Origin of the sequence: Saccharopolyspora ipomoeae (assembly GCF_029952525.1) — a bacterium.
Taxonomy (GTDB): domain Bacteria; phylum Actinomycetota; class Actinomycetes; order Mycobacteriales; family Pseudonocardiaceae; genus Saccharopolyspora; species Saccharopolyspora ipomoeae.
Map to the genome: position 1 here is coordinate 1 of NZ_JASAOF010000038.1, position 25,049 is coordinate 25,049.

General features: G+C 71.5%; 23 protein-coding genes. 8 read left to right on the forward strand and 15 right to left on the reverse strand.

Annotation, left to right across the window (positions count from 1 at the left end; translation table 11 throughout):
• Positions 1 to 78: 78 nt before the first annotated feature.
• The 3 genes from QFW96_RS29680 to QFW96_RS29690 are packed head-to-tail and all read right to left on the reverse strand — an operon-like array spanning position 79 to position 3,184.
• Complete coding sequence (locus QFW96_RS29680; RefSeq protein WP_132679533.1) at positions 79 to 450, reverse strand: DUF742 domain-containing protein; 372 nt, start codon at positions 448 to 450, stop codon at positions 79 to 81.
• 10 nt (positions 451 to 460) lie between these two features.
• The gene (locus QFW96_RS29685; protein WP_093412961.1) at positions 461 to 886 is read right to left on the reverse strand and encodes a roadblock/LC7 domain-containing protein; all 426 of its coding nucleotides are present in this window, start codon (positions 884 to 886) and stop codon (positions 461 to 463) included.
• 27 nt (positions 887 to 913) lie between these two features.
• Entirely contained in the window at positions 914 to 3,184 is a 2,271-nt protein-coding gene (locus tag QFW96_RS29690) for a sensor histidine kinase (RefSeq protein ID WP_281459063.1), read from the reverse strand.
• A gap of 344 nt (positions 3,185 to 3,528) precedes the next feature.
• Here QFW96_RS29690 and lhgO point away from each other — a divergent pair, with 344 nt between their 5' ends.
• The gene (lhgO, locus tag QFW96_RS29695; protein ID WP_281459064.1) at positions 3,529 to 4,713 is read left to right on the forward strand and encodes an L-2-hydroxyglutarate oxidase; all 1,185 of its coding nucleotides are present in this window, start codon (positions 3,529 to 3,531) and stop codon (positions 4,711 to 4,713) included.
• Between the two features lie 198 nt (positions 4,714 to 4,911).
• Here the strand turns inward: lhgO and QFW96_RS29700 are convergent, their stop codons facing one another.
• From QFW96_RS29700 to QFW96_RS29710, 3 genes are read right to left on the reverse strand one after another with little or no spacing between them, the layout of a single operon-like run.
• Entirely contained in the window at positions 4,912 to 5,598 is a 687-nt protein-coding gene (locus tag QFW96_RS29700; RefSeq protein WP_281459065.1) for an ESX secretion-associated protein EspG, read from the reverse strand.
• Positions 5,599 to 5,985, reverse strand: a complete 387-nt coding sequence (locus tag QFW96_RS29705) for a phage holin family protein (protein ID WP_281459066.1) — start codon at positions 5,983 to 5,985, stop codon at positions 5,599 to 5,601. It abuts the gene before it with no gap.
• A 54-nt stretch (positions 5,986 to 6,039) separates the two neighbouring features.
• A complete protein-coding gene (locus tag QFW96_RS29710) occupies positions 6,040 to 6,984 on the reverse strand; it encodes a Ppx/GppA phosphatase family protein (protein ID WP_281459067.1) in 945 nt (314 codons plus the stop codon).
• A gap of 224 nt (positions 6,985 to 7,208) precedes the next feature.
• Between QFW96_RS29710 and QFW96_RS29715 the strand changes: the two genes are divergently transcribed.
• A complete protein-coding gene (locus QFW96_RS29715; protein ID WP_281459068.1) occupies positions 7,209 to 8,255 on the forward strand; it encodes an LLM class F420-dependent oxidoreductase in 1,047 nt (348 codons plus the stop codon).
• 100 nt (positions 8,256 to 8,355) lie between these two features.
• Here the strand turns inward: QFW96_RS29715 and QFW96_RS29720 are convergent, their stop codons facing one another.
• Together QFW96_RS29720 and QFW96_RS29725 are read right to left on the reverse strand one after the other, a co-directional pair.
• Positions 8,356 to 9,693: an MFS transporter gene (locus QFW96_RS29720; RefSeq protein ID WP_281459069.1), complete on the reverse strand. Its 1,338-nt coding sequence runs from the start codon at positions 9,691 to 9,693 to the stop codon at positions 8,356 to 8,358.
• A gap of 109 nt (positions 9,694 to 9,802) precedes the next feature.
• A complete protein-coding gene (locus QFW96_RS29725) occupies positions 9,803 to 10,750 on the reverse strand; it encodes a D-2-hydroxyacid dehydrogenase family protein (protein WP_281459070.1) in 948 nt (315 codons plus the stop codon).
• Positions 10,751 to 10,839: 89 nt separating this feature from the next.
• Between QFW96_RS29725 and QFW96_RS29730 the strand changes: the two genes are divergently transcribed.
• Positions 10,840 to 11,619 carry a cupin domain-containing protein gene (locus tag QFW96_RS29730; protein ID WP_281459071.1) on the forward strand — a complete coding sequence of 260 codons (780 nt, stop codon included), beginning with the start codon at positions 10,840 to 10,842 and terminating at the stop codon, positions 11,617 to 11,619.
• Here QFW96_RS29730 and QFW96_RS29735 read toward each other — a convergent pair.
• On the reverse strand, positions 11,567 to 11,938 hold the full coding sequence (locus QFW96_RS29735; RefSeq protein ID WP_281459072.1) for a hypothetical protein: 372 nt from the start codon (positions 11,936 to 11,938) through the stop codon (positions 11,567 to 11,569). The genes QFW96_RS29730 and QFW96_RS29735 overlap by 53 nt on opposite strands.
• Positions 11,939 to 12,336: 398 nt before the next feature.
• Between QFW96_RS29735 and QFW96_RS29740 the strand changes: the two genes are divergently transcribed.
• On the forward strand, positions 12,337 to 12,729 hold the full coding sequence (locus tag QFW96_RS29740; protein ID WP_281459073.1) for a hypothetical protein: 393 nt from the start codon (positions 12,337 to 12,339) through the stop codon (positions 12,727 to 12,729).
• 40 nt (positions 12,730 to 12,769) lie between these two features.
• Here the strand turns inward: QFW96_RS29740 and QFW96_RS29745 are convergent, their stop codons facing one another.
• Positions 12,770 to 13,042, reverse strand: coding sequence for a UBP-type zinc finger domain-containing protein (locus QFW96_RS29745; RefSeq protein ID WP_281459074.1), 273 nt, complete (start codon positions 13,040 to 13,042; stop codon positions 12,770 to 12,772).
• A 50-nt stretch (positions 13,043 to 13,092) separates the two neighbouring features.
• Here QFW96_RS29745 and QFW96_RS29750 point away from each other — a divergent pair, with 50 nt between their 5' ends.
• Positions 13,093 to 14,658, forward strand: a complete 1,566-nt coding sequence (locus tag QFW96_RS29750) for a Na+/H+ antiporter (RefSeq protein ID WP_281459075.1) — start codon at positions 13,093 to 13,095, stop codon at positions 14,656 to 14,658.
• Here the strand turns inward: QFW96_RS29750 and QFW96_RS29755 are convergent.
• The 5 genes from QFW96_RS29755 to QFW96_RS29775 all read right to left on the reverse strand — a co-directional run bounded on the left by QFW96_RS29755 (position 14,641) and on the right by QFW96_RS29775 (position 20,113).
• A complete protein-coding gene (locus QFW96_RS29755; RefSeq protein ID WP_281459076.1) occupies positions 14,641 to 15,399 on the reverse strand; it encodes an IclR family transcriptional regulator in 759 nt (252 codons plus the stop codon). The genes QFW96_RS29750 and QFW96_RS29755 overlap by 18 nt on opposite strands.
• 113 nt (positions 15,400 to 15,512) lie before the next feature.
• Complete coding sequence (locus QFW96_RS29760) at positions 15,513 to 16,007, reverse strand: sarcosine oxidase subunit gamma (RefSeq protein WP_281459077.1); 495 nt, start codon at positions 16,005 to 16,007, stop codon at positions 15,513 to 15,515.
• Positions 15,991 to 18,642, reverse strand: a complete 2,652-nt coding sequence (locus tag QFW96_RS29765; RefSeq protein ID WP_281459078.1) for a 2Fe-2S iron-sulfur cluster-binding protein — start codon at positions 18,640 to 18,642, stop codon at positions 15,991 to 15,993. The genes QFW96_RS29760 and QFW96_RS29765 overlap by 17 nt, the downstream gene beginning before the upstream one ends.
• Positions 18,642 to 18,878, reverse strand: coding sequence for a sarcosine oxidase subunit delta (locus tag QFW96_RS29770; RefSeq protein ID WP_281459079.1), 237 nt, complete (start codon positions 18,876 to 18,878; stop codon positions 18,642 to 18,644). Before QFW96_RS29770 ends, QFW96_RS29765 begins: the two co-directional genes overlap by 1 nt.
• A gap of 20 nt (positions 18,879 to 18,898) precedes the next feature.
• Positions 18,899 to 20,113: a sarcosine oxidase subunit beta family protein gene (locus tag QFW96_RS29775; protein ID WP_281459080.1), complete on the reverse strand. Its 1,215-nt coding sequence runs from the start codon at positions 20,111 to 20,113 to the stop codon at positions 18,899 to 18,901.
• A 214-nt stretch (positions 20,114 to 20,327) separates the two neighbouring features.
• Here QFW96_RS29775 and QFW96_RS29780 point away from each other — a divergent pair, with 214 nt between their 5' ends.
• The 3 genes from QFW96_RS29780 (at position 20,328) to QFW96_RS29790 (ending at position 25,032) form a co-directional block, all read left to right on the forward strand.
• Entirely contained in the window at positions 20,328 to 22,763 is a 2,436-nt protein-coding gene (locus QFW96_RS29780; RefSeq protein WP_281459081.1) for a GcvT family protein, read from the forward strand.
• Between the two features lie 228 nt (positions 22,764 to 22,991).
• Positions 22,992 to 24,185, forward strand: a complete 1,194-nt coding sequence (locus tag QFW96_RS29785) for a glycine cleavage T C-terminal barrel domain-containing protein (protein WP_281459082.1) — start codon at positions 22,992 to 22,994, stop codon at positions 24,183 to 24,185.
• A 10-nt stretch (positions 24,186 to 24,195) separates the two neighbouring features.
• Positions 24,196 to 25,032, forward strand: a complete 837-nt coding sequence (locus QFW96_RS29790; protein ID WP_281459083.1) for a methylenetetrahydrofolate reductase — start codon at positions 24,196 to 24,198, stop codon at positions 25,030 to 25,032.
• Positions 25,033 to 25,049: the final 17 nt, after the last annotated feature.

Genomic DNA, 25,049 nt, shown 5'->3' on the forward strand with positions numbered 1-25,049 from the left:
CGGAGACACGAGCGGGAAGGAGTGGTGACAGTTTTCATGAAAACCTCCCCACCCCGGGGATGGGCGCGGGAGGGCCCGCTACAGACGGCGGACGCCTTCCAGGACCGCTTCCAGGAGTTGGCGGTTGGGGCGTTGGGCCTGGCGGGAGGCCTTGTCCGTGACGAGGTCGCCGCGGTCGATGAGGTCCGACACCAGCACCTTGGCCACCACGATGGGCGTGTCCAGGTGCGCGGCGACCTCGGCGATGGACATCGGGCGCACGCACAACCGCAGGATCTCCTCGTGCTCCACGGAGATCCCGCTGCGGTCGGCGCCGCTCCACGACGTCAGGAGCTGCGTGGCGACGTCGAGTTCGGGCCGCGCCGGGCGGGTGCGACCGTGCACCATCGCGTACGGTCGCACCAGCGGCCCGGACTCCTCGTCCAGCCAGAGCTGGCCGTCTTCAGACATGGCGACGCCTTCACTGCTGGCGCAGCTGCGCCACGGCATCCACCCTCGGGGCCGAGCTCAGGTACTCGCCGACTCGGATCACCATCAGGTTCATCTCGTAGGCGATCATGCCCACGTCGGCGTTCTCGTCGCCGAGCAGCGCCATGCAGGCGCCGGCACCGGCCGCGGTGACGAACAGGAAAGCCGTGTCCAGCTCCACGACGGTCTGCCGGACACCGCCGCCGCCGAAGTGCCTGCCGGTCTCCTTGGCCAGGCTCTGCAGCGCGGACGCCATCGCCGCCAGGTGGTCGGCGTCGCCGGGGGTCAGTCCCGCGGACCGTGCCAGCAGCAGCCCGTCACCGGAGAGCACCACGCCGTCGCGCGCTCCCACGACCCGGTTGACCAGGTCGTCCAACAACCAGTTCAGGTCATCGTCGGAACCGATCTGTTCGCTCATTGCTGCGCTGCTCCTCGAATCGTCGGGTCAAGCTCGGTCGCGGCCGCCGGCCCGGCGCGCATCCAGGGTTCCGCGTTGGAACGCCGACATGGTGCCACGAGTCCGCTCCGGCTGGAGCGCCGCAGTGTCCTGCGCGACGCCTCCCTCCGGCTCGTTGCGCAACTGCGGTGCCAGGTTCTGCTGGCGGTCGCGGCGCGGCAGCCGAGGTCGTTCCTCGTCGGGGTCGTCCGACGGGAAGCGCGGTTCGAACTCGGCCACGGGCTCCTCGATCGGGCTCACCGGCGCGGTGCGGGCCTCGCGGACCACGGACCGCTCGGTGGCGCGCTCGCGAGCCTTCTCGGCCAGCTGCGACATGCTCTGCTTGTCCCCCTGGGCCGCTTCCTCGGCGACGATGTGCGGGGGCAGCAGCACGAACGCGACCGTGCCCCGCTCCTCGGCCTCGCGGAGGTCGACCTCGATGCCCCGGCGCGCGGCCAGGCGGGCCACCACGAACAGCCCCAGGCGGGAGTCGCCGCGGCGGGTGATGTCCTCGAACCGCGGCGTGGTGGCCATGAGCACGTTGGCCTCGTCGCGGTCGGCGGGCCGCATGCCCAGGCCCTCGTCCTCGATCTGGATCAGCACGCCGCGCGGCGTGTCGCTGGCGTGGACCTGGACCTGCGAGCGGGGCGGCGAGTACGAGGTGGCGTTGTCCATCAGCTCGGCCAGCAGGTGGATCACGTCCCCCACCGCCGCGCCGACCAGCGAGAGCTCCGGGGCGGGGTGCACCCGGATCCGGTAGTAGTGCTCGGTCTCGGCGACCGCGGAGCGGATCACGTCGATCAGGCGCACCGGTTTGCGCCACTGCCTGCCCGGCTTCTCGCCCGCCAGGATGATCAGGTTCTCGGCGTTGCGGCGGGACCGGGTGGCGAGGTGGTCGAGCTGGAACAGGCCCTCCAGCCGCTCCGGGTGCTCCTCGCCGCGCTCCATCTTGTCCAGGGTCTTGAGCTGGCGGTGCACCAGGCCCTGGTTGCGGTGGGCGATGCCGAGGAAGACCTTGTTGGCTCCCTCCTTGGCCTGGTTCTCCTTGACCGCGGCGACGACGGCGGTGTGGTGGGCGGTGTTGAACGCGTCGGCGACCTGCCCGATCTCGTCGGTGCCGTAGTCCAGCGGCGTCAGCTCGGCCTCGATGTCGAGGTCCTCGCCGTGCTCCAGGCGTTCCATGACGTTGGGCAGCCGCTCGGTGGCCAGCAGCAGCGTGTCGTCGCGCAGCCGCTCCAGGCGGCTGATGAGCACCCGGTTGATCAGCACCCGGGCGTTGCGGGCGGCCAGCAGGATGCCCAGCAGCATCGCCAGCAGCGCGACGACGCTGCCGACGATGACGCCGACGAGACCGCCGGTCGCGGAGCTCACGCCGGACTGGGCGCTGGCGCGGACCTGCTCGATGCCGATCGTCGCGAGCTGGTCGGTGACCTGACCCGAGGACTGCCGCCAGGTCGCCTGGTCGATGCCGAACCGCCCCGGCCGCTCCGGCGGGTGCTCGATGAGCTGGTCCTGCAGCTCGGAGACCTGCGCCCAGAGCGGGTCGTCCTCCAGCTTCCTGCCGAGTTCGGCGGGCCGCGGTTCGGCGACCGGCAGCTCGGAGTCCAGCACGTTGCGGGCGGCGCCGACGAGCTGGGCGAACTCCAGGTGCTCGTCCTGGGTGAACTCGCCCGCCGCCAGCGCGCCGGTGCCCAGCGATGTCGCGCGCGACATCTGGTCGGCGGCGCGCAGCAGCTCGGAGCCGGCGTGCCCGGCCTGGCCGCCGTCGGCGAGGCCGTGCGCGTAGCTCTCGAAGAGGTCGAAGCCGGTGTCGAGGATCCGGTCGTAGAAGTCCAGGACCTCGGTGCGCGAGACCTGGCCGGAATCGATGCGCTGCCGCATCTTGGGCAGCTGGGCGGCTTGGGCTTCGAGGGACTGGAGCTTGGCGGCGACCTCGGGTCCGGCTGCGTCGGCCAGCGCCTGCAGACCGGCCCAGGAGCCCTCGACGCGGCGGTCGGTCTGGACCCGCCTGGCCGTCATCGTCGCGGCATCCGCCCCGGCACCGGTCAGCTTCTCGATGGACAGCCGGCGTTCCTGCTGGATGGCGGTGAACGACTCGGCGGAGGGGACCGACGCGTCGCGGGCCTCGGTGGCCACCATCCGGCTGTGGACGCCCTGGTACACCGGCACCGCGGAGAACGCCAGCCAGATGCCCAGCAGGATGATGCTCGGGACCAGCCCGACGCGCGTCAGGCGGGCCCGGATCGTCTTGTGCTCACTACCCGAACTGCTCCGCGTCACAGCGCCTCGTAACCGTCGAACCGGTCGCCTCTTCCGCGCGTGGGCCGGAATCGCGACTCAACTCAGCAGGGCTCCGCGACCGGGATGCGGCGCGGAATCTCGGTATCAGCATGCGGCACACGAGTCCGAAACTCACCGCTCGTGACCAAGCCGATACCACCGTCAGCGGCGAACTTCGCTCGCCCGACAGGATGAAAGAACCCTAGCACAGGGTGATCTTGGGAATTTATGAACGTTTTCCCCGCCAGCGCGCCCCGCACCGGACCGCCCGGAGCTTTCGGACATTTCCGGCCCGCATGCGCGAGGTCGTGGAAACGGCGCATCCGGGCGCGGAGGATGACCCCATGACCAACGACGTGACGATCATCGGCGGCGGCATCGTGGGGCTGGCCACGGCCCACGCGCTCGTCGAGCAGCAACCCGGCCGCCGAATCACGGTGCTGGACAAGGAACGTCACTGGGGCGCGCACCAGACCGGGCACAACTCCGGAGTGATCCACAGTGGACTCTACTACCCGCCGGGCAGCGCCAAGGCCCGGTTCGCGCGCGCCGGTGGCGAAGCCATGTACCGGTTCTGCACCGATCACGGAATCCCGGTGCGGCGCACCGGGAAAGTGGTGGTCGCCACGTCGATCGATCAACTGCCCAGGCTCGCCGAGCTCGAACGGCGCGGCCGCGCCAACGGCGTCGCGGTCGGCGAGCTGGACCTGATCGGCCTGCGCGAGCGCGAACCGAACGTGCGCGGGGTGCGGGCGCTGCACGTGCCCGACGCGGGCATCACCGACTTCGCCGCCGTCAGCGAGAAGCTCGCCGAGCTGCTGGCCGAGCGCGGCGTGGAGCTGCGCCCGGCGACCGAGCTCCAGGGGGTCCGCCGCGACGGCGGCGAGCTGGTGCTGCTGACCGACCGCGGCGAGATCCGCAGCCGGCGAGCGGTCAACTGCGCGGGCCTGCACAGCGACGCCGTCGCCGAGCTCGCCGGGACCACGCCACCCGCGCGGATCCTGCCCTTCCGCGGCGAGTACTACGAGACCACGTCCTTCAGCCGGGACCTGGTCAACTCGCTGGTCTACCCGGTGCCGGACCCGGCGTTCCCGTTCCTGGGCGTGCACCTGACCCGCATGATCGACGGCAGCCTGCACGTCGGCCCCAACGCCGTGCCCGCGCTGTCCCGCGAGGGCTACCGCTGGGGCGCGGTCTCGCCGGAGCACCTGAAGCGCCTGGTCACCGACCCGGGTCTGCGGGTGCTGGCCAAGAAGTACTGGCGCACCGGGGCGACCGAGATCGCCCGCTCCGCGCTCAAACCGCTCTTCCTGCGCGCCGCCCGCACCCTGCTGCCCGACCTGCGCGGCCACGACCTGCTGCGTTCCGAGGCCGGGGTCCGCGCCCAGGCCGTCACTCCGGAGGGAACGCTGGTCGACGACTTCCTGGTGGTCGAGGACGAGCACTGGGTCCACGTCCTCAACGCACCTTCCCCGGCCGCGACCGCGTCCCTGCTCATCGGCAAGGACATCGCCACCCGCTTGGACTGAGAACTGTTGAGGAATCACCTTGCGTGGCGGTGCGGGTGGCGGAACCTGAGCGCCTCCGTGGACTCCGTGCGCCGCTCCTTGAGTATGCCAATACGAGGCGTCCCGGCGTACTCACCACGAAGGCGCTCAGAACCCGCGCCGGTGCAGGTGTCTTAGCTGGTGGAAGAGAATGCGGCTCCGCCGCATGCCACCAGCCCCTTAGCCGGTGAGGTCCTCCAGGTATTCCTGCAGCGTCTTGCCCAGGAGGTAGGTGTCCGCCGGGGCGATCATGGTGAAGGTGTCGTCCGGCGACTCCGGGATGACCGCCGAGCGGCCCGTGGGCGAGTGGCGGATCTCGATCTCGTGCCGCCAGCGGTGGAACCCGCCGTCCTCGTCGCGGTAGGCGACCGCGAGCCGGGCCTCGGTGTCGTCGCCGCGCGCCAGCAGGTCGGCGACCGCGCGGGCGTCGTCGGCGGGGACCTCGCGCTGCGTGAGCTCGTAGGCCAGCCAGTCCGCGCCCTCGTCGCGGTCCGTCGCGTCGGCGCGGGCCTCGGCGAGCTCGCGGGTCGGGACGGTGACCTCGCAGCCCTCCGACGGCTCCCGCTTCGGCAGGCAGGCGACCAGCGCCGGCCACGGCGCGTCCGGGCGGACGACCTCGGTGGTGACCTCCTCGCCGAGCACCCGCACCCGGACGCCCCCGCCGTCGCCGACGGCGACCAGCGCGCGCAGCTCGGTCTCGCCCGGCACCTTCACCTCGGCGAGGCCGAAGACGGAGGCGCGCGCCAGGCTGCGCGCCACCTCCTCGCCGTGCTCCGGCGGCTCGCCGGACAACCCCGCCACGCCGAGGAATTCGGCGACCTCGTCGTCGTCGACCAGCGCGGCGAAGGACCGCAGCGCGACCCGCACTCAGCCCTCCTGCGGCTGGGCGACGCGGCGGACGATGCCGGCCAGCGCGCTGCTGACGATGGACACGATCAGCGCGCCCCAGAAGGCGGCCCAGAAGCCGTCGACGTGGAACGGCAGGTCGAGCTCTCCCGCCAGGTAACTCGTGAGCCAGAACAGCAGGCCGTTGACGACCAGTCCGAACAGCCCCAGCGTGAGCACGTAGAGCAGGCAGCCCAGCGTCTTGGCGATCGGCTTGAGCACCAGGTTGACCAGGCCGAAGATCACCGAGACGGCCAGCAGCGTCAGGACCTTCGCGGTGGTGTCCTCGCCGGAGAGCTCGATGCCCGGCAGCGCGGTGGTGATCCACACCGCCACCATCGTGATCAAGATGTGCAACAGCAGTGCCACGGCGCCTCCCTAGTCGATCTCCCCTCCGACGCTACCGCCGATCGCGCGCCGGGGTCAGTCGAACAGGGTGCCCACCAGGTCGAGCGCCTCCGCGCGCGTGCGGGTGCGGGCCTCCAGGAACCGGTAGACCAGGCCCTGGCGCAGGCCCCACGGGCAGATCTCCAGCTCGGGCAGTCCCAGGGACTCCATGAGCACCTCGGCGACGATCGCGCCGGCGAGGATGCGCTTGCCGCGGCTGCGGGAGACGCCGGGCAGCGTCGCGCGCTGCTGGTGATCGAGCTCGGCGAGCCGGGGGATCCAGTCGGCGAGCCGGTCCCGCCGCAGCCGGTGCGGGCGGCGGGCGATCGCGCCCGGCTCGCTCTCGGTGAGCACCGCCAGCTGCCGCAGCACCTTCGACAGCGCCAGCGGGTAGCCGGTCTCGACGCGGCGCAGCGCGGGCGGGATCGTCTCGGCCAGCTCCTGGCGCAGCGCGTCGAGCTGGCGCGGGGTCGGCGGGTCGTCGGGCAGGAACTGGCGGGTCAACCGGGCCGCCCCGTGCGGGAGCGAGACGACGCGTCGGGGGTCGATGCCGGTCCCGGTGGCGACGTCGACGGTGCCGCCGCCGATGTCGACGGTGGTCATCGGCTCGTCGTCGTGCCCGTGCCAGCGGCGTGCCGCGTGGTAGGCCACGGCGGCCTCGTCGCGCGGGGTGAGCACGCCGATGCGCACCCCGGCGGCCCGGCCGAGGTGCTTGCGCAGTCGCGCGCCGTTGCTGGCATCGCGCACCGCCGAGGTCCCGTAGGCGATCAGCGCCTCGACGGACTTGTCGGCCGCGGCGTCGACGCAGCGCCGGACCGCGCGCTCGGCGTCGGCGAAGCCCTCCTCGGTCACCCGGCCGTCGGCGAGGGTGTGCTCGGCGAGGCGGGTGCGGGACTTGACGCTCCAGGTCGCGCGCGGCATGCGCGGGCTGGCGAGGTCGACGATGTCCAACCGGGCCGCCGCGGAACCGATGTCGAGCATGGCGAGCCTCATGACGGGGTCACAGCCTCTATTGACGACATGACTAACAAGATGAGCACGGTGAACGTCGTACGACCAAATCGCCCGATTGCATTGCGAGGTGCATCACACGCCCCAGGCGTGCCGTTGCACTCCCCGTCGGGGCGTACTCGGCGGTAACGTCGCTTCAGACCTCGGCGGTGTCGCCGCGACCCGCCGCCGCCGGACCCCGGAAGGATCGGCCGATGCGCATCGGGATGCCGCTGAACTACAGCGGAGGCTTCAAGGAAACCGTCGACGACCTGGCGACCTACGAGAAGGCCGGGCTGGACATCGTCTACGTCCCGGAGGCCTACTCCTTCGACGCGGTCAGCCAGATGGGCTTCATCGCCGCCAAGACCGAACGCCTGGAGATCGCCTCCGGCATCCTGCAGATCTACACCCGCACGCCCACGCTGACCGCGATGACCGCCGCGGGCCTGGACTTCGTCTCCGACGGCCGGTTCACCCTCGGCATCGGCGCCTCGGGACCGCAGGTCATCGAGGGCTTCCACGGCGTCCCGTACCACGCGCCGCTGGGCCGGACCCGGGAGATCGTCGACATCTGCCGTCAGGTGTGGCGCCGCGAGAAGGTCGAGCACAGCGGCAAGCACTACAACATCCCGCTGCCCGCCGAGCAGGGCACCGGCCTGGGCAAGCCGCTGAAGCTGATCAACCACCCGGTGCGCGAGCGGATCCCGATCCTGATCGCCGCGATCGGCCCGAAGAACGTCGAGATGGTCGCCGAGATCGCCGAGGGCTGGGAGCCGATCTTCTTCCTGCCGGAGCGCGCCGGTGACGTGTGGGGCGAGCCGCTGGCCGCGGGCAAGGCCAAGCGCGACGCCTCGCTGCCGCCGCTGGACGTGGTCGCCCAGGCCCCGCTGGCGATCGGCGAGGGGCTGGAGGACCTGGTCGACTTCGTGCGCCCGATGGTCGCCCTCTACGTCGGAGGCATGGGCGCCAAGGGCAAGAACTTCTACAACAACCTCGCCCGCCGCTACGGCTACGAGGCCGAGGCGGAGGAGATCCAGAACCTCTACCTCGACGGCAAGAAGGACGAGGCCGCCGCGGCGGTCCCGCGCGACCTCCTGGAGAAGATCTCCCTCATCGGCACCGAGTCCCACGTCAAGGAGCGCTTGGCGGCGATGAAGGAAGCGGGCGTCACCACCCTCAACGTGACCCCCTTCGCCCAGGACGCCCCGGGCCGGGCCAAGCTCATCGAACAGGTCAAAACCCTCGCCCAGGACGTCTGATCCCGTTCACCCGATCGAAAACCCCGGTTTTCTCGCGACGAATGTTGCGGTTTTCGACGCACGAAAACCGGGGTTTTCGATCGGGGGTCCCCCGGGAGGGTCAGGCTTCGGCGGGGGTGGGGGTTGTTGGGGTGGGTTGTTTGGTGTGGGTTTCGCGGAGGAAGTAGGCCGCGGCGAAGGTGCAGAGGGACATGGCGAGGAGGAAGACCGAGACCGCGGCCGAGGTGCCCGTCGCGGCCAGGAGGGCCGTCATGATGAACGGGGTTCCGCCGCTGACGAGGATCGCCGCCAGCTGGTAGGCCAGTGAGGCTCCGGAGTAGCGGACCCTGGGGTGGAAGAGCTCGCTGAGGTAGGCGGCGAGCGGGCCGTAGGTCATGCTCTGGCCGACGCTGCCGACGCACCCGGCCAGCGCGATCATCCAGATCGACGCGGTGTCGATCAGCCAGAAGAACGGGAACGACCACAGCGCCAGCATCCCGGCACCGATGAGGATCATCGGGCGACGTCCCAGCCTGTCGGACCAGGTGCCGGAGAAGAAGATCACGAAGATGCCGACCAGCGAGGTCAGCAGCGTGACGCCGAGCAGCTGCTGGCGCGGCAGGCCGAGCTCCCGGGTGCCGTAGTCGAGCAGCCCGGAGATGCCGATGTAGAAGAACGTGTTGGTGGCGAACAGCAGTCCGGCGCCCAGCAGGACGCTGCGCTTGTGGTCGCGCAGCACCTCCACCAGCGGCGCCTTGACGACCTCCTTCTCCTGCTTCTCCTGCAACTCCTGGAACACCGGGGTGTCCTCGATCTTGAGCTGGATGTAGAGCACCACCGGCGCGAGCACCGCGCTGAACAGGAACGGCAGCCGCCATCCCCACGAGAGGAACGCCTCCTGGCTCATCAGCGCGCCCACGCCGAGGAACGCGACGTTGCCGAAGATGACGCCGAACGGCACGCCCATCTGACCGAAGGTGCCGGCCATGCCGCGCTTCCCCCTGGCGCTGTTCTCGGTCAGCAGCAGCACGATGCCGCCCCACTGGCCGCCGACCGCGATGCCCTGCAGGAATCGCAGCGTCACCAGCAGGATCGGGGCCGCGACGCCGATGGTGCCCGCGCCGGGCAGCACGCCGATCAGGAACGTCGCCGAGCCCATCAGGATCAGGCAGGTCACGACGGCGGGCTTGCGGCCGATCTTGTCACCGAGGTGCCCGAAGAACAGACCGCCGATGGGGCGGGCGATGAACCCGGCCCAGAACGTCGCGAAGGACAGCAGCACGCCGACCAGCGGTGAGGCGTCGGGGAAGAACAGGGTCCCGAACACCAGCGCCGCCGCCGTGGCGTAGATGAAGAAGTCGTACCACTCGATCGAGCTCGCGATCAGCGCGGCGCCGAGCAGCTTCCTCGGGGTTCTCGACTCACCTGGGGTTCTGGGTGGCTCATGTGCAGCAGTCATCGACAGACTCCTTTGTCACGTCCGACCGACCGGTTGGTATGACTGTGATGTCCGTCTCGTCTGCAGTCAAGGGAGATCCGGCGACGGGTTCCGGAGGGTTCGCCTCCGATCAGCCCGCGTTGAGCACCCGGATCGGCGAACCGGCCGCGTACGCCCGGACGTCCTCCACCGTCTCGGTGAAGAACGCCTGGTAGGTGTCATCGGTGACGTAGCCGATGTGCGGGGTCAGCACCGTGCGCGGGGTCGTGCGCCACGGGTCGTCGGCCGGCAGCGGCTCGGCGCCGAAGACGTCGATGCCCGCACCGGCGATCCGCCCCTCGTGCAGCGCCGCCCGCAGCGCGGCCTCGTCGACGATCGGCCCGCGCGAGGTGTTGATCAGGTACGCGGTGGGCTTCATCAGCGCCAGCTCCGCCTCGCCCACCAGACCCCGGGTCCGCTCGCCGAGCACGAGGTGAACGCTGAGCACGTCGGCCGTCGCGAACAGCTCGTCCTTGCCGACCAGCCGGGCCCCTCCCTCGGCGGCGCGCTGCTCGGTGAGGTTCCGGCTCCAGGCGATCACGTCCATGCCGAAGGCCCGCCCGACGGCGGCGACCTGCGAGCCCAGCCGCCCGAGCCCGAGCACGCCGAGGGTCCTGCCGCCCAGCTCCACGCCGACCCCGGTCTGCCAGCCGCCCTCCCGGATCCGCCGGTCCTGGCCGGGGATGTCGCGCAGCACCGCCAGGATCAGCCCCCACGCCAGCTCCGAGGTCGCGCCCCGGCCCTGGCCGCTGCCGGTCCCGGACACCACCACGCCCAGCTCGCGCGCCGCCTCCAGGTCGATCGAGGCGTTCCGCATCCCCGTGGTGACCAGCAGCTTCAGGTTCGGCAGCCGGGACAGCACGGAGCGCGGGAACGGGGTGCGCTCGCGCATCGCCGCGATCACCTCGAACGGCTCCAGCCGCGCCACCAGCTCGTCGACGTCGGCGACGTGCTCGGTGAAGACCTCGACGTCCAGCGAACCCCAGTCGGCGTAGCTCCGGGCGACGTCCTGGTAGTCGTCGAGCACCGCGATGCGCATGGCGTCCTCCTGGGATCCGGCGTGATCGGACGCCGGAAATCCTACGCAGAAGATCGCGTTCTCCCCCGTCGCGGGAGACACTGGGGCGCGTGACCGGATCGAGCCTGCTGCACCTGCTGCCCCTGAGCGCCCTCCACCGCGACCGGGACCAGCCCATCACCGCCGCGAGCCTGCAGTCGCAGGGCTTCGTGCACTGCTCCCCCGACGTGCCCACGACGCTGGCCGTGGCCAACGACCTCTACGGCGACGTCGAGGAACCGATGGTCGCCATCGAGCTGGACCCGGCGAAGCTGTCCGCTCCGGTGCGCTGGGAGGCCGCCGATCCGGCACCGCCGCCGGGGGTCGCCGACGACGCGCTGTTCCCGCACGTCTACGGCCCGCTGGAGCGCTCGGCCGTGATCGGCATCCGCTACGCGCGCCGCGACGTCAAGGGCAACTACCTCTCGCTGGAGTCGCGCAGCCGCACCGCCGAGGAGTTCGACCTGCTGCCGCACCCCGAGGGCGGCTGGTACCGGAGGACCTGGGCGAGCTCGGTCGAGGTCGAGACCACCAACGGCACCCGCCCGACCGCGACCGCGATCTACTTCCTGCTCCCGCCCGGCCAGCGCTCGGCGTGGCACGTGGTGACCTCCGACGAGGTGTGGCTGTGGCACCGCGGCGGCCCGCTGACCCTGCACCTGGGCGGTACCGGCGCGAGCCCGTCCGAGCACCCGGAGCAGATCGTGCTGGGCGCGGGCGCGGGTCAGACGCCGCAGGCGGTCATCCCGGCCGGCACCTGGCAGTGCGGCTCGGCCGCCGCCACGGTGGAATCGCTGGTCACGTGCGTGGTGTCGCCGGGATTCGACTTCGCCGATTTCGAGGTCCTGTAGGCCGGTCGAACGAGGAGTGCCGGGCTCCCGGCCTGCGCATCGCGCCCGGACCACCGGCGGAGACGACGCGGCCCCGAGGGCTGCGCGCGGTCTCGACGACGGCGGCCACGGCCGGCAGCGAGGTCCCCCGGGCCATCAGCGCGGCGCGATGCCTGCGGTAGGCGTGGGCGAGACTGCGGCGATCGCGGTGCTTGCCGCGGCGCGTCGTGCCGGAGCCGAGCATCCCCCGCTCCACCCACGACATCACGATCGAGAAGATCAGCACCATCCCGATGCCGATGCTCGCCGCCATCGCGAACCCGGTCAATGAATTCAGCACCGGCAACACCCCCGAAAACGTAGCCGGCCCGCGCTCACCTGTTGATCGCACGACGCCACCCGGTACCCCGGCCGGGTTGTCGCGTTGAGATCGATCCGTCCGATGCGCGCGGATCCACTGTGGCCTGTCGACTCCCAGGCCCGTTGATTCCACGGTAGGGCGGGGTCGCCGTGAACGCCGCGCGCGTCGCGCACCCATCGCCCCAACGGGTGAAAACGGGGTCGTCTCGGATCGATTCCGCCTGCTCCGAACGATCGTTGATCGGGCATGTCGACGCCCGGCCGGTCTACCATCGGTCCCGCGCCGCGTCGCACACCGGAGGCAACCCGCCGCGACCGGCACGCGTGTTCACGCAAAGCCCTTTCCCACGCCGCGTTGCACCCGGGGAGGTGTCGGCCGTGCGGGGTTATCCCGTCCACCTGCTCTTCCACCTGCTGGCGATCGTCGCCGGAATCGCCTGCGGCGTCGCGGGCGCGCTGTGGTGGTTCAACGGTGACCGCAACGCCCTCTACCTGGCCGCGACCGCGCTGATCGTGGGGATCATCGTGCTGCTGCTGCAGGTCTTCTACATCATCGCCAGCGAACCGCCGCCGCGTCCGCGCAGGCCGATGCCGCCGGCCCCGCCGTCGCAACCCCGCTTCCACCCGGTCTCCGAGCACCGCGTCTCCGAGCAGCGGGACCCGACGCGCCCGGACCTGGAGCCGGTGGCCCCGCCGGAATCGGAGTCGGTCGACCAGGAGACCAAGACCTCGGCGCTCAACGCCCTCGACGAGCACACCAACCGGAGCTGACCTGGGACGGGGAAGTTTTCATGAAAACTTCCCCACCACCTCAGGACGCGAGCTGCTCGTCGGTGTAGCACCACATCCAGGACTCGCCGGGTTCGAAGGAGCGGACGACCGGGTGGCGGGTCCGCTCGTGGTGGGCCGTGGCGTGGCGGTTCGGACTGGAGTCGCAGCAGCCGACGTGCCCGCAGTCGGTGCAGATCCGCAGGTGCGCCCAGACCCGCTCGTTCGCGGCCAGGCAGTCCTCGCACCCGTCTACGCTGCTGGGCTGAGGCCGCTGGGTGGCGGCCGCGGTCAGGTGTGCGCAACGATCCGACATCGTCAGGTCCCTTCTCTCCTGCCGCCCAGCATGTCCCGACGGGAGTGAGCATGCACGAGCTGCCCGCGCTGATGGCCCTGCTCGCCGGAGCGCTGGCCGTCACCGCCGTGTCGCGCCGCCTCGGCGTGTCGGCACCGCTGGTGCTGGTCGTCGTCGGCCTGGCGGTCTCGGCGATCCCGGGCGTGCCGGACTACGCGATCGACCCCGACGTGATCCTGCTGCTGATCCTGCCACCACTGCTGTACTCGGCGGCGCTGCACAGCTCGACGGTGGGGATCAAGGCGAACCTGCGGCCGATCGGGCTGCTGGCGGTCGGCCTGGTGCTGTTCACCACCGTCGTCGCGGGGCTGGTCGCCTGGTGGCTGGTTCCGGGGCTGCCGCTGAGCGCGGCGCTGGTGCTGGGCGCGGTGATCGCCCCGCCGGACGCGGTCGCGGCGACCTCCATCGGCCGGCGCGTGGGGCTGCCGCGCAGGCTGATGACGGTGCTCAGCGGGGAGAGCCTGGTCAACGACGCCTCCGCGCTGACCGCCTACCGGGTGGCGGTGGCCGCCACCATCGGCACCGGCGTCTCGCTGCTCACCGGCATCGGGATGTTCCTGCTCGCCGCGGTCGGCGGCACGGTGATCGGGTTCGTGATCGGCTGGGTGATCAACCGGGTCAAGCCGATGCTGCGCGACGACATGCTCGACAGCGCGGTCGGGTTGATCGTGCCGTTCTTCGCCTACTTCGTCGCCGAGGAGGTCCACACCTCCGGTGTGCTGGCGGTGGTGGTCGCCGGGCTCTACCTCGGGCACCGCGCCCCCGCCCGCAGCGCGGCGACGCGGGTGCAGGACAAGGCCGTGTGGGGCGCGGCGGACACGCTGCTGGAGGCCGTGGTGTTCGCGCTGATCGGGCTGCAGCTCAGCAGCGTCGTGTCCGGGGTGACCACGGGTCTCGGGCCGCTGCTGGCGGCCGGCTGCGCGCTGACGGCCGCGGTGGTGCTGGCCCGGGTGGTGTGGGTGTTCGGCGCGATGTACCTGCCGGAGTGGCTGCGCGGCAAGCGCCCGGACTGGCGCTACAAGCTGGTCGTGTCCTGGGCCGGGATGCGTGGGGTGGTGTCGCTGGCCGCGGCCTCGGCGATCCCCACCGTCACCCTGTCCGGGCAGCCGTTCCCGCACCGCGACGAAGTGCTGTTCCTGACCTTCTTCGTCACGCTGGCGACGCTGCTGCTGCACGGCACCACGCTGCGCAGGTTGATCGAGCGGCTCGGCGTGGTCGGCGGCGAGGACTACACCGACGCCCTGGCCGAGGCGGAGGCCCGGCACAACGCCGCCCGCGCCTCCCAGCAGCGGCTCGACGAGCTCACCGCCGACGCCGAACCGCCCGGGGACGTGGCCGACCAGCTGCGGCAGGCCGCGCAGCAGCGCGCCAACCGCGCGTGGGAGCGGCTGGGGCGTTCCGACGCGGAGCTGGGCGAGAGCCCGACCGCCGCCTACCAGCGGTTGCGCGGCGAGATGCTCGCCGCCGAGCGCGCGGTGTTCGTGCAGTTCCGCGACAACCGGCGGATCGACGACGAGGTGCTGCGCCGGGTCATGCACCAGCTCGACCTGGAGGAGCTGTCACTCACCCGCGACTGACGGCATGAACCCGAGCTGCGCGGACAGGTCGGCAGCGGCGTCCCGCAGGTAGCCGACGGCCTCGCGCACGCGCTTGCGGGTGAAGCGGTAGGTGGGGCCGGAGGCGCTCAGCGCGGCGACGACGTTGCCCTCGTGGTCGTAGACGGCGACGGCGGCGGCGTTCAGGCCGATCTCGAACTCCTCGTAGCTGGTGGCGTAGCCGTCGCGGACGATGAACTCGAAGTCCTTGCGCTGCTGGCGGGCGGCGATGACGGTCTGCTCGGTGTACTGCTCCAGCTTGCGGGCCAGGATGCGGTCCTGGTCCTCGCGGGGAGCGTGGGAGAGCAGCACCTTGCCGCTGGAGGTAGCGTGCAGCGGGGTGCGCTGGCCGACCCAGTTGTGCGCGGTGACCGAGGCGGTGCCGCGCGCCTGGCTGATGTTGATCGCCACGTCGTAGTCGCGGATGGCGATGTTGACGGTCTCGCCGAGCTCGGTGGCCAGCGAGTCGCAGTAGGACTGGCCGATGCGCGAGAGGTCGAGGCGCTCGGTGGCGGCACCGGCCAGCCGGACGATCCCGAAGCCGATGGCGTACTTGCCGCGCTCGCCGAGCTGCTCGACGAGACCGCGCGATTCCAGGACGCTGACCAGACGGGAGGCGGTGGACTTGTGCACGCCCAGCTCGCCGGCGATCTCGGTGATGCCGACCTCGCCGTTGCGGGCCAGCAGTTCCAGCACGGTCACCGCCCGGTCGACCGATTGCACGAGGGCTCCCGAGCTGCTTCCGCGTGATTCAGACGCACTAGCCACGGGCCTGACCCTATCGGCTCGCCGGACCTATTCCGCGATCATCCGGTCGGGGCGGGAAATTCTGTTCCTCATTGTGCAACACCCGAGGTCACTTGGCGAGCGTCGAGCAACGCCGAGGCGACGTGGCCCGCGAAGGAGTTGCGGACGAGGATTCGGCAGGCGTCGTCGAGGCGCCAGAGGATCACCGGGACCCGGGCGAGCGGCGCCTGCGCGCAGCGGCCCGGGACGAAGTCGTCCAGGTCGAGCGAGCAGAGGGTCTCCAGGACCTCGCGGTCGCGCAGCCGCAGGGCGGTGCGGGCCGCCGAGACGTCGACGACGCCGAGGTGCCCGGGCTCGGTGCCGGTGACGCCGACGAGCAGGAACTCGTCCGGCCCCAGGCCCAGCGCCGCCCGGTGCTCGTCGCCGGTCACCCCGCCTGGTTCCGGCAGGCGCAGGCCGAAGGCGGTTCCGGCGCGGGTGCGGACGTCGAGCTGCGGCAGGAACGGCTCCTCGACGACGACGTCGGCGAGTTCGGCGGCGCGGTCGTGCAGCGGGCTGCGGCGCAGGTCAACCAGGACCGTCACGGCGGGCTCCCTCCGGGTCGTAGAACACCGGCGCGTGCACCCGCACCGGCACCTCGCGGTCCCCCAGCGGCACGGCGAGGCGCTCGCCGAGGCGGTCGCGACCGGAACGCACCAGGGCCAGCGCGATGCTGCGGCCGAGGATCGGGCTGCGATAGCTGGACGTGACGTGCCCGAGCCCGCCCGCCAGGCCGGCGCCTTCGGGCAGCAGCTCGTCGGGGTCCTCGGTGAGCAGGCCGACGAGCTGCGGCCGGTCCGCGCGGGCCGTGTCGGCGCGGCTCAGGGAGCGCTTGCCGAGGAAGTCCTTGCGCTGCGAGACCGGCATGCCCAGGTCAAGCGGGGTGACGGTGCCGTCGGTGTCCTGGCCGACGATGACGTAGCCCTTCTCGGCGCGCAGCACGTGCATCGCCTCGGTGCCGTAGGGCGTGACCCCGACGTCCTCCCACAGGGCCAAGCCGTACCAGGACGGGACGTTGATCTCGTGAGCCAGCTCACCGGAGAACGAGATGCGGGCGATGCGGGCCGGAATCCCGTTGTGCAGCACCACGTCTCGGAACTCCAGGAATCCGAGCTCGCCCAGTTCCGGTGCCAGGCGCGCGACGACCCGGCCGGAGTCGGGGCCGGTGACGGCCACCGCAGCCCACTGCTCGGTGACCGAGGTGCAGCACACCTCCAGGTCGGTCCACTCGGTCTGCAGCCACTGCTCCAGCCAGTCCAGGACCTTCTCGGCTCCGCCGGTGGTGGTGCTCAGCAGGTAGCGGTCGTCGGCCAGGCGCAGCGCGACGCCGTCGTCGAAGACCATGCCGTCGGTGGTGCACATGATCCCGTAGCGGCCCTTGCCGACCGGCAGCCGCGCGAACCCGCCGGTGTAGACGCGGTTGAGGAGCTCGGGCGCGTCCGGGCCGACGACCTCGATGCGGCCGAGCGTGCTGACGTCCTGCATCGCGACACCGGTGCGCGCGGCGAGGCATTCGCGGTGCACGGCGGCGGCCATGTCCTCGCCGTCGCGCGGGTAGTAGCGGGCGCGGCGCCACTGGCCGACGTCCTCGAAGACCGCGTCGTGGGCCACGTGCCAGGAGTGCATCGGGGTGGTGCGGATCGGGTCGTGGAGGTCGCCGCGCTCGCGCCCGGCCATCATCGCGAACGGCACCGGCACGTAGGGCGGGCGGAAGGTCGGTGTGCCGACCTCACCCGGGGTGGTGCCGAGCTCTTCGGCGATGATGGCGGTGGCGTTGACCCAGGAGGTCTTGCCCTGGTCGCTGCCGACGCCGATCGTCGTGTAGCGCTTGATGTGCTCGACGGAGCGCAGCCCGGCCCGGACGGCCCGGCGGATGTCGGCGACGGTGGCGTCGCGCTGGAAGTCCACGAACTGCTCGGTGTCATCACCGGGTGCCAGCCACACCGGGCGGGGCGGGCGGATCGGCTCGGGAGGCAGGTCCGGCGTCGGCGGCGGGGACGTCCCCACCGCCCGGGCACCGGTTTCGAGACCTTCGGCGATGCAGCCGGGCAGGTCGAACGTGCCGTTGGCGGCCCCGGCGACCAGGCCGTCGACCGGCCGGAACGCCGCGATCCCGTCGTCCCACCGGCGGTCGCCGTCGTGCAGGTGCAGCACCGGGCTCCAGCCGCCGCTGACGGCCAGCAGATCGCAGTCGATCTCCGTCCCGTCGGACAACCGCACGGATTCCACGCAGCGCCCGGCGGTTTCGACCACGGCAGCGCCCGCGATCACCGGCACGTCGGCGGGGGGCGGGTCGTCCCGGCTGTCCACGATCGCCTTCACCCGGCACCCGGCGGCGACGAGCTCGGCCGCGGTCGCGTACGCGCTGTCGCAGGTCGTCGCCACCACGACGTCCCGCCCGGGAACGACCCCGAACCGCCGCAGGTAGGTCGACACGGCCGACGCCAGCATCACCCCGGGCCGATCGTTCCCCGCGAACACCAGCGGCCGCTCGTGCGCCCCGGTCGCCAGCACGACCTGCCCCGCTCGCACGTGCCACATCCGCTCCCCCTGCGCGATCAGCACGTACCCGCCCGCGTACCGCCCCACCGCGGTCGCCCCCACCAAGATCCGAACCCCACCCGGATCGCTCCCGCGTTCGGACACCGGAAAACGCCTGTGATCGAGTCCCTGGAAACGGGCGTGTTCGGTCAGGTCGGACAGGGCGGTGGTGATCCAGTCGAGGTCGCGTTCGCCGCCCAGGTGGAGCCCGTGTTCGACGAGGAGGACTCTGGCGCGGGATCGGGACGCGGCGAGGGCCGCGGCCAGGCCGGTGGGGCCCGCGCCGATGATGAGGACGTCGGCGTGGGCGTGCTTCCGGTGGTAGTTCGGGGAGTTCGCGGTCGTCAGGCGGGCTACGCCCGGGATGCTGTGGGCTTCCAGGCCGTCGTGCAGCGCCACCTCCGTGGCTTGGGTGAAGGGGTCTCCGTCCGCCGTGACCAGGGCGTTGGGTTCGGTGAGGTCCGCTGTGAGGATTCCCCGGGGGCGGTGGCGGTAGGTGGAGCGGGCGACCTCGGTGCGGTCGTGGGCCAGCAAGGCCGAGGCGAGGGTGTCGCCGGGGTGGCCGGTGAGGGGTTCGCCGTCGAAGGTGCAGCGCAGGGTTCGGGTGCGGTCGATGCGGCCGCCGGTGTCGAGTCGCATCACGTCACCTCGTCGGTCCCGGTGTCGCGGTCGAGTTCGAACCAGCGGCGGCAGCCCGCGGCGTGCACCCAGCGCTCGCGCCACCAGCCGAGCGGGTTGTCCCGGACGAACAGCACTTCCGCCCACTCCGCGTCGCTCAGCGCGCCGGGGTCGGCGGGGTAGGTGACGGGTTGCCCGCCGTAGCGGAACTCGGACTCGTCCCGCTCCCCGCACCAGGGGCACCGGATTCGCAGCATCGCGCCACCTCCCGCCGATGTCAGTGCGCGACGGCCGCCGCGCCGTGCTCGTCGATGAGGGCGCCGGTGACGAACCGCTCCAGCCCGTACGGCTCGGCCAGCGGGTGCGGGCGCCCGCGCGCGATGGTGTCGGCGAAGACCTGCCCGACGCCCGGCGTCGCCTTGAAACCGCCCGTCCCCCAACCGCAGTTGAGGAACAGCCCCTCCCACGGCGTCGGTCCGATGATCGGCGAGGCGTCCGGTGTGACGTCGACGGTGCCCGCCCAGGTCCGGATCACGTGCGCGCGGGCGAAGATCGGGAACAGCTCCAGCGCGGCGGCCAGCTGCCGCTCGATCACGTGCACCGATCCGCGCTGCGAGTAGCCGTTGCGGGAGTCGATGCCCGCGCCGATGACGAGCTCGCCGCGGTGCGCCTGGCTGCAGTAGACGTGCACCTGGTTGGACATCACGACGCACGGGTGCACCGGTTCCAGCAGCTCCGACACCAGCGCCTGCAGCGGGTGGCTCTGCAGCGGCAGCCGCAGGCCGAGGGTGTCGGTGAGGGTGCTGGTGCGCCCGGCCGCGGCCAGCGCGACCTTCTCGGCGCCGATGTCGCCGCGCGAGGTCCGCACGCCGCGCACCCGGTCGCCGTCGGTGAGGAACCCGGTGACCTCGCAGCCCTCCACCAGGTCCACGCCCATCTCGTCGGCCCGGCGGGCGAAGGCCCAGGCGACCAGGTCGTGCTTGGCGATGCCGCCGCGCGGCTGCCAGGTCGCGCCGAGAACCGGGTAGCGGCAACCGATGTCGACGATCGGGCAGATCTCGGCGACCTGCTGCGGCGACACCCACTCGGCGTCGATCCCGTTGGCGCGGTTGGCGAAGACGCGTCGCCGCGAGTCGCGCACCTCCTGCTCGGTGTGGGCGAGGTTGAGCACTCCCCGCTGGCTCAGCAGCAGCTCGCAGTCGAGCTCGTCGGGCAGCGTCTCCCACAGCCCCAGGGCGTGCTCGTAGATTCCGGCGCTGGCGTCCCACAGGTAGTTGGAGCGGATGATCGTGGTGTTGCGGGCCATGTTCCCGCCCGCCAGCCAGCCGCGCTCCAGGACCGCGACGTCGCGGATGCCGTGCTCGCGCGCGAGGTAGTAGGCCGTGGCCAGCCCGTGCCCGCCGGACCCGACGATCACCACGTCGTAGTGGCGGGCCGGCTCGGCGGTGCGCCAGAGCCGCTCGGGCGGCTGCGGAAGGGGTGTTGCACCCACGGCGACCTCCCCCTGACTCCGGAAGGTGAGACCAGGCTAGGAGGCCCCGGACGACCCGGTCAATTCACGAACGGGGGACGCTGCTTCCCGTTGCCGCACAACAAGATCCACGCCCGCGAAATTGGTGGTCGACTTCCCTTGACGCACCCCCACCAGCGGGCGCACGGTTGCGGTATGCGCAGAGAGTTGTCGTAGACGCAACAAGGCGGCAGCCATGGTCACGAGCGCCCACATCCTGCTCGTCGGTGCCGGCATCGTCGGATGCAGCACCGCCCTCCACCTCGCGCGCCAGGGGATCACCGACGTCCTCGTGGTCGACCAGGGACCGCTGCCGGCCACCGGCGGGTCGAGCTCCCACGCGCCCGGGCTGGTCTTCCAGACCAACGCCTCGGAGACGATGAGCAGGCTCGCCGCCGACACCGTCGCGCTGTACTCCTCGCTGGAGGTCGACGGGCAGCCCTGCTTCCACCCGGTCGGCGGCATCGAGGTCGCCACCACGCCCGAGCGCTGGGACGACCTGCGCCGCAAGCTCGGCCTGGCCACCGCGTGGGGCATCGACGCCGAACTCCTCGACCCCGGCCAGGTGCGCGAGCGCATCCCCGCCATCGACGCCGGGTACGTGCTCGGCGGGCTGCACGTCGCCTCCGACGGCATCGCCAAGCCGGTGCGGGCGGCCGAGGCGATGATGCGCGAAGCCCGCGGACTCGGGGTGCGCTTCGAGGGCGGCGTCGAGGTCACCGGGTTCGACGTCCGCGACAACCGGATCACCGGCGTCCGAACGGGTTCCGGGGACGTCGCGGCCGAGATCGTGGTGTGCTGCGCGGGGATCTGGGGCCCGAAGATCGGCCGGATGGCCGGGGTGACGATCCCGGTGCAGCCGCTCGCCCACCAGTACGCGGTGACCACGCCGGTGCTGCCGGGCTCCGAAACCGAAGTGGCGCAACCGATCCTGCGGCACCAGGACCACTCGATGTACTTCCGGCAGGCCCGCGACCGCTACGGGATCGGCTCCTACCGGCACCGCGTGATGCCGGTGAGCACCGACGAGCTCTCCCCCACCGCCGCACCCGGCACCGAGGCCCCGCCGGAGGGCGGCGGCTGGAAGGGCATGGCCTCGGTGCACCCGTTCACCCCGGCGGACTTCGCCGGTCCGTGGCAGGAGGCGCGGCGGCTGCTGCCGGTGCTGCGCGAGGCCGAGATCGGCGAGGGCATGAACGGGCTGTTCCTGTTCACCGCCGACGGGATGCCGGTGCTCGGTCGGTCCGAAGTGGACAACTTCTGGATCGCCGAGGCCGTGTGGATCACGCACGCGGGCGGGGTCGGCAAGGCGATGGCGCAGTGGCTGGCCGGGCGCACGCCCGAGATCGACCTGCGTCAGGCCGACCTGCGCCGCTTCGACGACTTCGCCCGCAGCCCCTCATACCTGGCGCAGCGCAGCGCGCAGAGCTTCCGCGAGGTCTACGACATCATCCACCCGCAGCAGCCTCCCGAGCGTCCGAGGCCGCTGCGGACCAGCCCGTTCCACGACCGGCAGCGCGACCTCGGCGCGGTGTTCCTGGAGGCCAACGGCTGGGAGCGCCCGCACTGGTACGGCTGCAACGAACCCCTGCTTGAGGGCAGGGACATCGCCGAGCCCGGGCCGTGGGCGGGGCGGTTCTGGTCGCCGATCGTCGGCGCCGAGCACCTGGCCCTCCGGGAGCGGGTCGCGATGGTCGACATGACGCCGCTGGCCCGCGCCGAGGTCACCGGGCCCGGCGCCGAGGCGCTGCTGGACCGGCTCACCACCGGCCGGATCGACCGGCCGCCCGGGTACGTGACCTACGCGCTGATGCTCACGCCCGAGGGCGGCGTCCGCTCCGACGTGACCGTGGCGCGGCTGGGGCGCGACCACTTCCAGGTCGGCTGCAACGGTCCCCGCGACATCGCGTGGCTGCGGGACAACGCCGAGACCGGCACCCAGGTCCGCGACATCACCGGCGGCACCTGCTGCATCGGGTTGTGGGGTCCGCGCGCCCGCGACGTGCTGGCGCCGCTGGCCGACGTCGACGTCTCGCACGAGGCGTTCGGGTTGTTCCGCGCCAGGCGGCTGCACGTCGGCGAGGTGCCGGTGGTGGCGCTGCGGCTGTCCTACGTCGGCGAGCTCGGGTGGGAGCTCTACACCTCCGCCGACTTCGGCCGCCGCCTGTGGGACCTGCTCGCGGCGGCCGAGCACGGCGCGTTCCCGGCCGGGCGGGGCGCGTTCAACGGTCTGCGCATCGAGAAGGGCTACCGCGCCTGGGGCACCGACATGTGGACCGAGCACACCCCGGCCGAAGCGGGCCTGGCCTTCGCGGTGAAACCCGACAAGGGTCCCTTCGTCGGTCGAGAAGCCTTCCTGCGCCAGGGCGAACCCGCTCGTCGCCTGCGCTGCCTGCGCATCGACGACGGCACGGTCCTCACGGGCTCCGAACCCGTCCTGGTTGACGGCACCCCGATCGGCTTCACCACGAGCGCCGCCTACGGGCACACCCTCGACGCGAGCCTCGCCTACGCCTGGCTCCCCACCGACGCCGACACCGACCTGACGATCCGCTACTTCGACGAACCCCACCCCGCCACCGTCATCGACGACCCCGCCTTCGACCCCCGAATGACCCGAATGCGCTGCTAGACCCCCACCCCGACTCGCAGAACCCGGAATACCGCCGTAATCCGTCACCCGAATACCGCCGTAATCCGTCAGCTGAATACCGCCGTAATCCGTCACCTGAAAACCGCCGTAATCCGTCACCTGAAAACCGCCGTAATCCGTCACCTGAATACCGCCGTAATCCGTCAGCTCCGGTGGGTATCGGTCCGTCGGAGACGTCCTCGGACAAGCAGAGTTGGAGCCGCAACCATGAGCGTGAACTCGAACCCCGGGGTGCTGCTGTACCCGCGGATCCGGAAGTCGCCGTTCTTCTACGCCTCCCGGCGGCACGGCGTGGCCATGTACAGCGTGTACAACCACACCTACCACCCCCGGCACTACGGGGATCCGGTCGCCGAGTACTGGGCGCTGCTGGAAGGCGTGACGTTGTGGGACGTCGGCGTCGAGCGGCAGGTGGAGATCACCGGCCCGGACGCGTTCGCGTTCACCAACATGCTCGTGCCCCGGGACCTCACCAAGTGCAAGGTCGGCCAGTGCAAGTACGTCTTCGTCACCGGAACCGACGGCGGCATCCTCAACGACCCGGTGCTGCTGCGCCTCGGCGAGAACCACTTCTGGCTCTCGCTCGCCGACAGCGACGTGCTGCTGTGGGCCAAGGCGCTCGCCCACGGGCTGGGCATGGACGTCGAGATCCGCGAGCCCGACGTCGGCCCGGTGCAGGTCCAGGGCCCGAAGTCGGGTGCGGTGATGGCCGAGCTGTTCGGCGACTCCATCCTGGACATCCCCTATTACTACGCGGTGCAACGAGAGATCGATGGCATGCAGGTCGTCGTCTCCCGCACCGGCTACACCGCCGAGCTGGGTTACGAGATCTACCTGCACCACGCCTCCCGCGACGGCGTCCGGCTGTGGGACGCGATCTGGGAGGCCGGCGAGCCGCACGGCATGAGCGTGATCGGCCCGTGCCACATCCGCCGCATCGAGGCCGGGATCCTCTCCTGGGGCTGCGACATCACCGCCGACACCAACCCGTACGAGGTCGGCTACGGCTTCGAGAACACCTGGATGGTCGACCTCGACCAGGACGCCGACTTCCTCGGCAAGGACGCGCTGCGCCGCATCGCCGCCGAGGGCGTGAGCCGCAAGCTCGTCGGCGTGCGCATCGACGGGCCGAGCGTCGGCTCGTTCAACGACGGCGCCATGATCGACGTCTTCGACGTCCACGACCCGCGCGGCCTGCGCATCGGCGAGGTCACCTCCGCCGCTCACTCGCCGCGCCTGGACGGCAACATCGGGTACGCGATGGTGCCGATCGCCTACCAGGAGCCCGGCACCGAGCTCGTGGTCCACACCCAGCACGGCCCGCAGCAGGCGGTCGTGGCGACCAAACCGTTCCTGGACCCCACCAAGGACATCCCCAAGCGCCTGGCGCGCAGCGCGTGAAGGGGGCGAGATGACCTCTGAACTGCGACGATCCCTCGACCGGATGCGCTACGAGGTGCTGCCGGTGGGTGCGGCGCGCGTCGACCTGCTCGACCCCGGCACCACCGTCACCGTGACGGCCTCCCCGTCGAAGGGCATCGAGCCGACGCTGCGGCGCACCGAGCAGATCGCCGCGAGCGGCCTGCGCGCGGTGCCGCACCTGGCGGCCCGGTCGATCCGCGACGACGCCCACCTCACGGCCGTGCTGGACCGGCTGGACGCGGCCGGGGTGGGCGAGGTGTTCGTCATCGCCGGGGACGCCTCCCGGCCGCTCGGCGAGTACCCCGACTCGCTCGCGCTGCTGCGGGCGATGGAGCGGCTGGGGCGCCTGCCCGCGCGCATCGGCGTCGCCGGCTACCCCGAACGGCACGCGTTCATCCCAGACGACTGCGCCGTCCGGGCCATGGCCGCCAAGGCGGGCTACGCCGACTACGTGGTTTCGCAAATCACGTTCGATCCGCGAACGATCATCGATTGGACGCGTGACCTGCGGCGGAGAGGGGTGGAAGCCCCCGTCTGGGTGGGCGTGCCGGGGGTGGTGGACGCCCATCGGCTGTTGCGCATCGCGCTGAAGATCGGGTTGGGTGAGTCGACGCGGTTCCTGCGAAAGCAGTACGGCGCGGTCTCGAAGATGTTGGCACGCTACACGCCGGAGGAGCTGTTCGACGAGTTGCAACCGCAGCTGGCCGACCCGGACTCGCCCATCGCGGGCTGGCACCTGTTCACGTTCAACGAGATCACCAGGACGGTGCAGTGGCGCGACGATCTGGCGGCCCGGCTGTCCGGCCGCGCGGACCGACCGGCGTAACCGACACCTCGCAGGAG

Excerpts from the sequence above, each read along its gene's own strand:
- QFW96_RS29710 (WP_281459067.1), bottom strand. The coding sequence starts at position 6,984 with ATGCTCGACATCGGTTCCGCGGCGGCCCGGTTGGACATCGTCGACCTC.
- QFW96_RS29785 (WP_281459082.1), top strand. The coding sequence starts at position 22,992 with ATGAGCGTGAACTCGAACCCCGGGGTGCTGCTGTACCCGCGGATCCGG.
- QFW96_RS29725 (WP_281459070.1), bottom strand. The coding sequence starts at position 10,750 with ATGCGCATCGCGGTGCTCGACGACTACCAGGACGTCGCCCGGAGCTAC.
- QFW96_RS29780 (WP_281459081.1), top strand. The coding sequence starts at position 20,328 with ATGGTCACGAGCGCCCACATCCTGCTCGTCGGTGCCGGCATCGTCGGA.
- QFW96_RS29765 (WP_281459078.1), bottom strand. The coding sequence starts at position 18,642 with ATGCGACTCGACACCGGCGGCCGCATCGACCGCACCCGAACCCTGCGC.
- QFW96_RS29680 (WP_132679533.1), bottom strand. The coding sequence starts at position 450 with ATGTCTGAAGACGGCCAGCTCTGGCTGGACGAGGAGTCCGGGCCGCTG.
- QFW96_RS29770 (WP_281459079.1), bottom strand. The coding sequence starts at position 18,878 with ATGCTGCGAATCCGGTGCCCCTGGTGCGGGGAGCGGGACGAGTCCGAG.
- QFW96_RS29745 (WP_281459074.1), bottom strand. The coding sequence starts at position 13,042 with ATGTCGGATCGTTGCGCACACCTGACCGCGGCCGCCACCCAGCGGCCT.
- lhgO (WP_281459064.1), top strand. The coding sequence starts at position 3,529 with ATGACCAACGACGTGACGATCATCGGCGGCGGCATCGTGGGGCTGGCC.
- QFW96_RS29685 (WP_093412961.1), bottom strand. The coding sequence starts at position 886 with ATGAGCGAACAGATCGGTTCCGACGATGACCTGAACTGGTTGTTGGAC.
- QFW96_RS29715 (WP_281459068.1), top strand. The coding sequence starts at position 7,209 with ATGCGCATCGGGATGCCGCTGAACTACAGCGGAGGCTTCAAGGAAACC.
- QFW96_RS29720 (WP_281459069.1), bottom strand. The coding sequence starts at position 9,693 with ATGACTGCTGCACATGAGCCACCCAGAACCCCAGGTGAGTCGAGAACC.
- QFW96_RS29790 (WP_281459083.1), top strand. The coding sequence starts at position 24,196 with ATGACCTCTGAACTGCGACGATCCCTCGACCGGATGCGCTACGAGGTG.
- QFW96_RS29750 (WP_281459075.1), top strand. The coding sequence starts at position 13,093 with ATGCACGAGCTGCCCGCGCTGATGGCCCTGCTCGCCGGAGCGCTGGCC.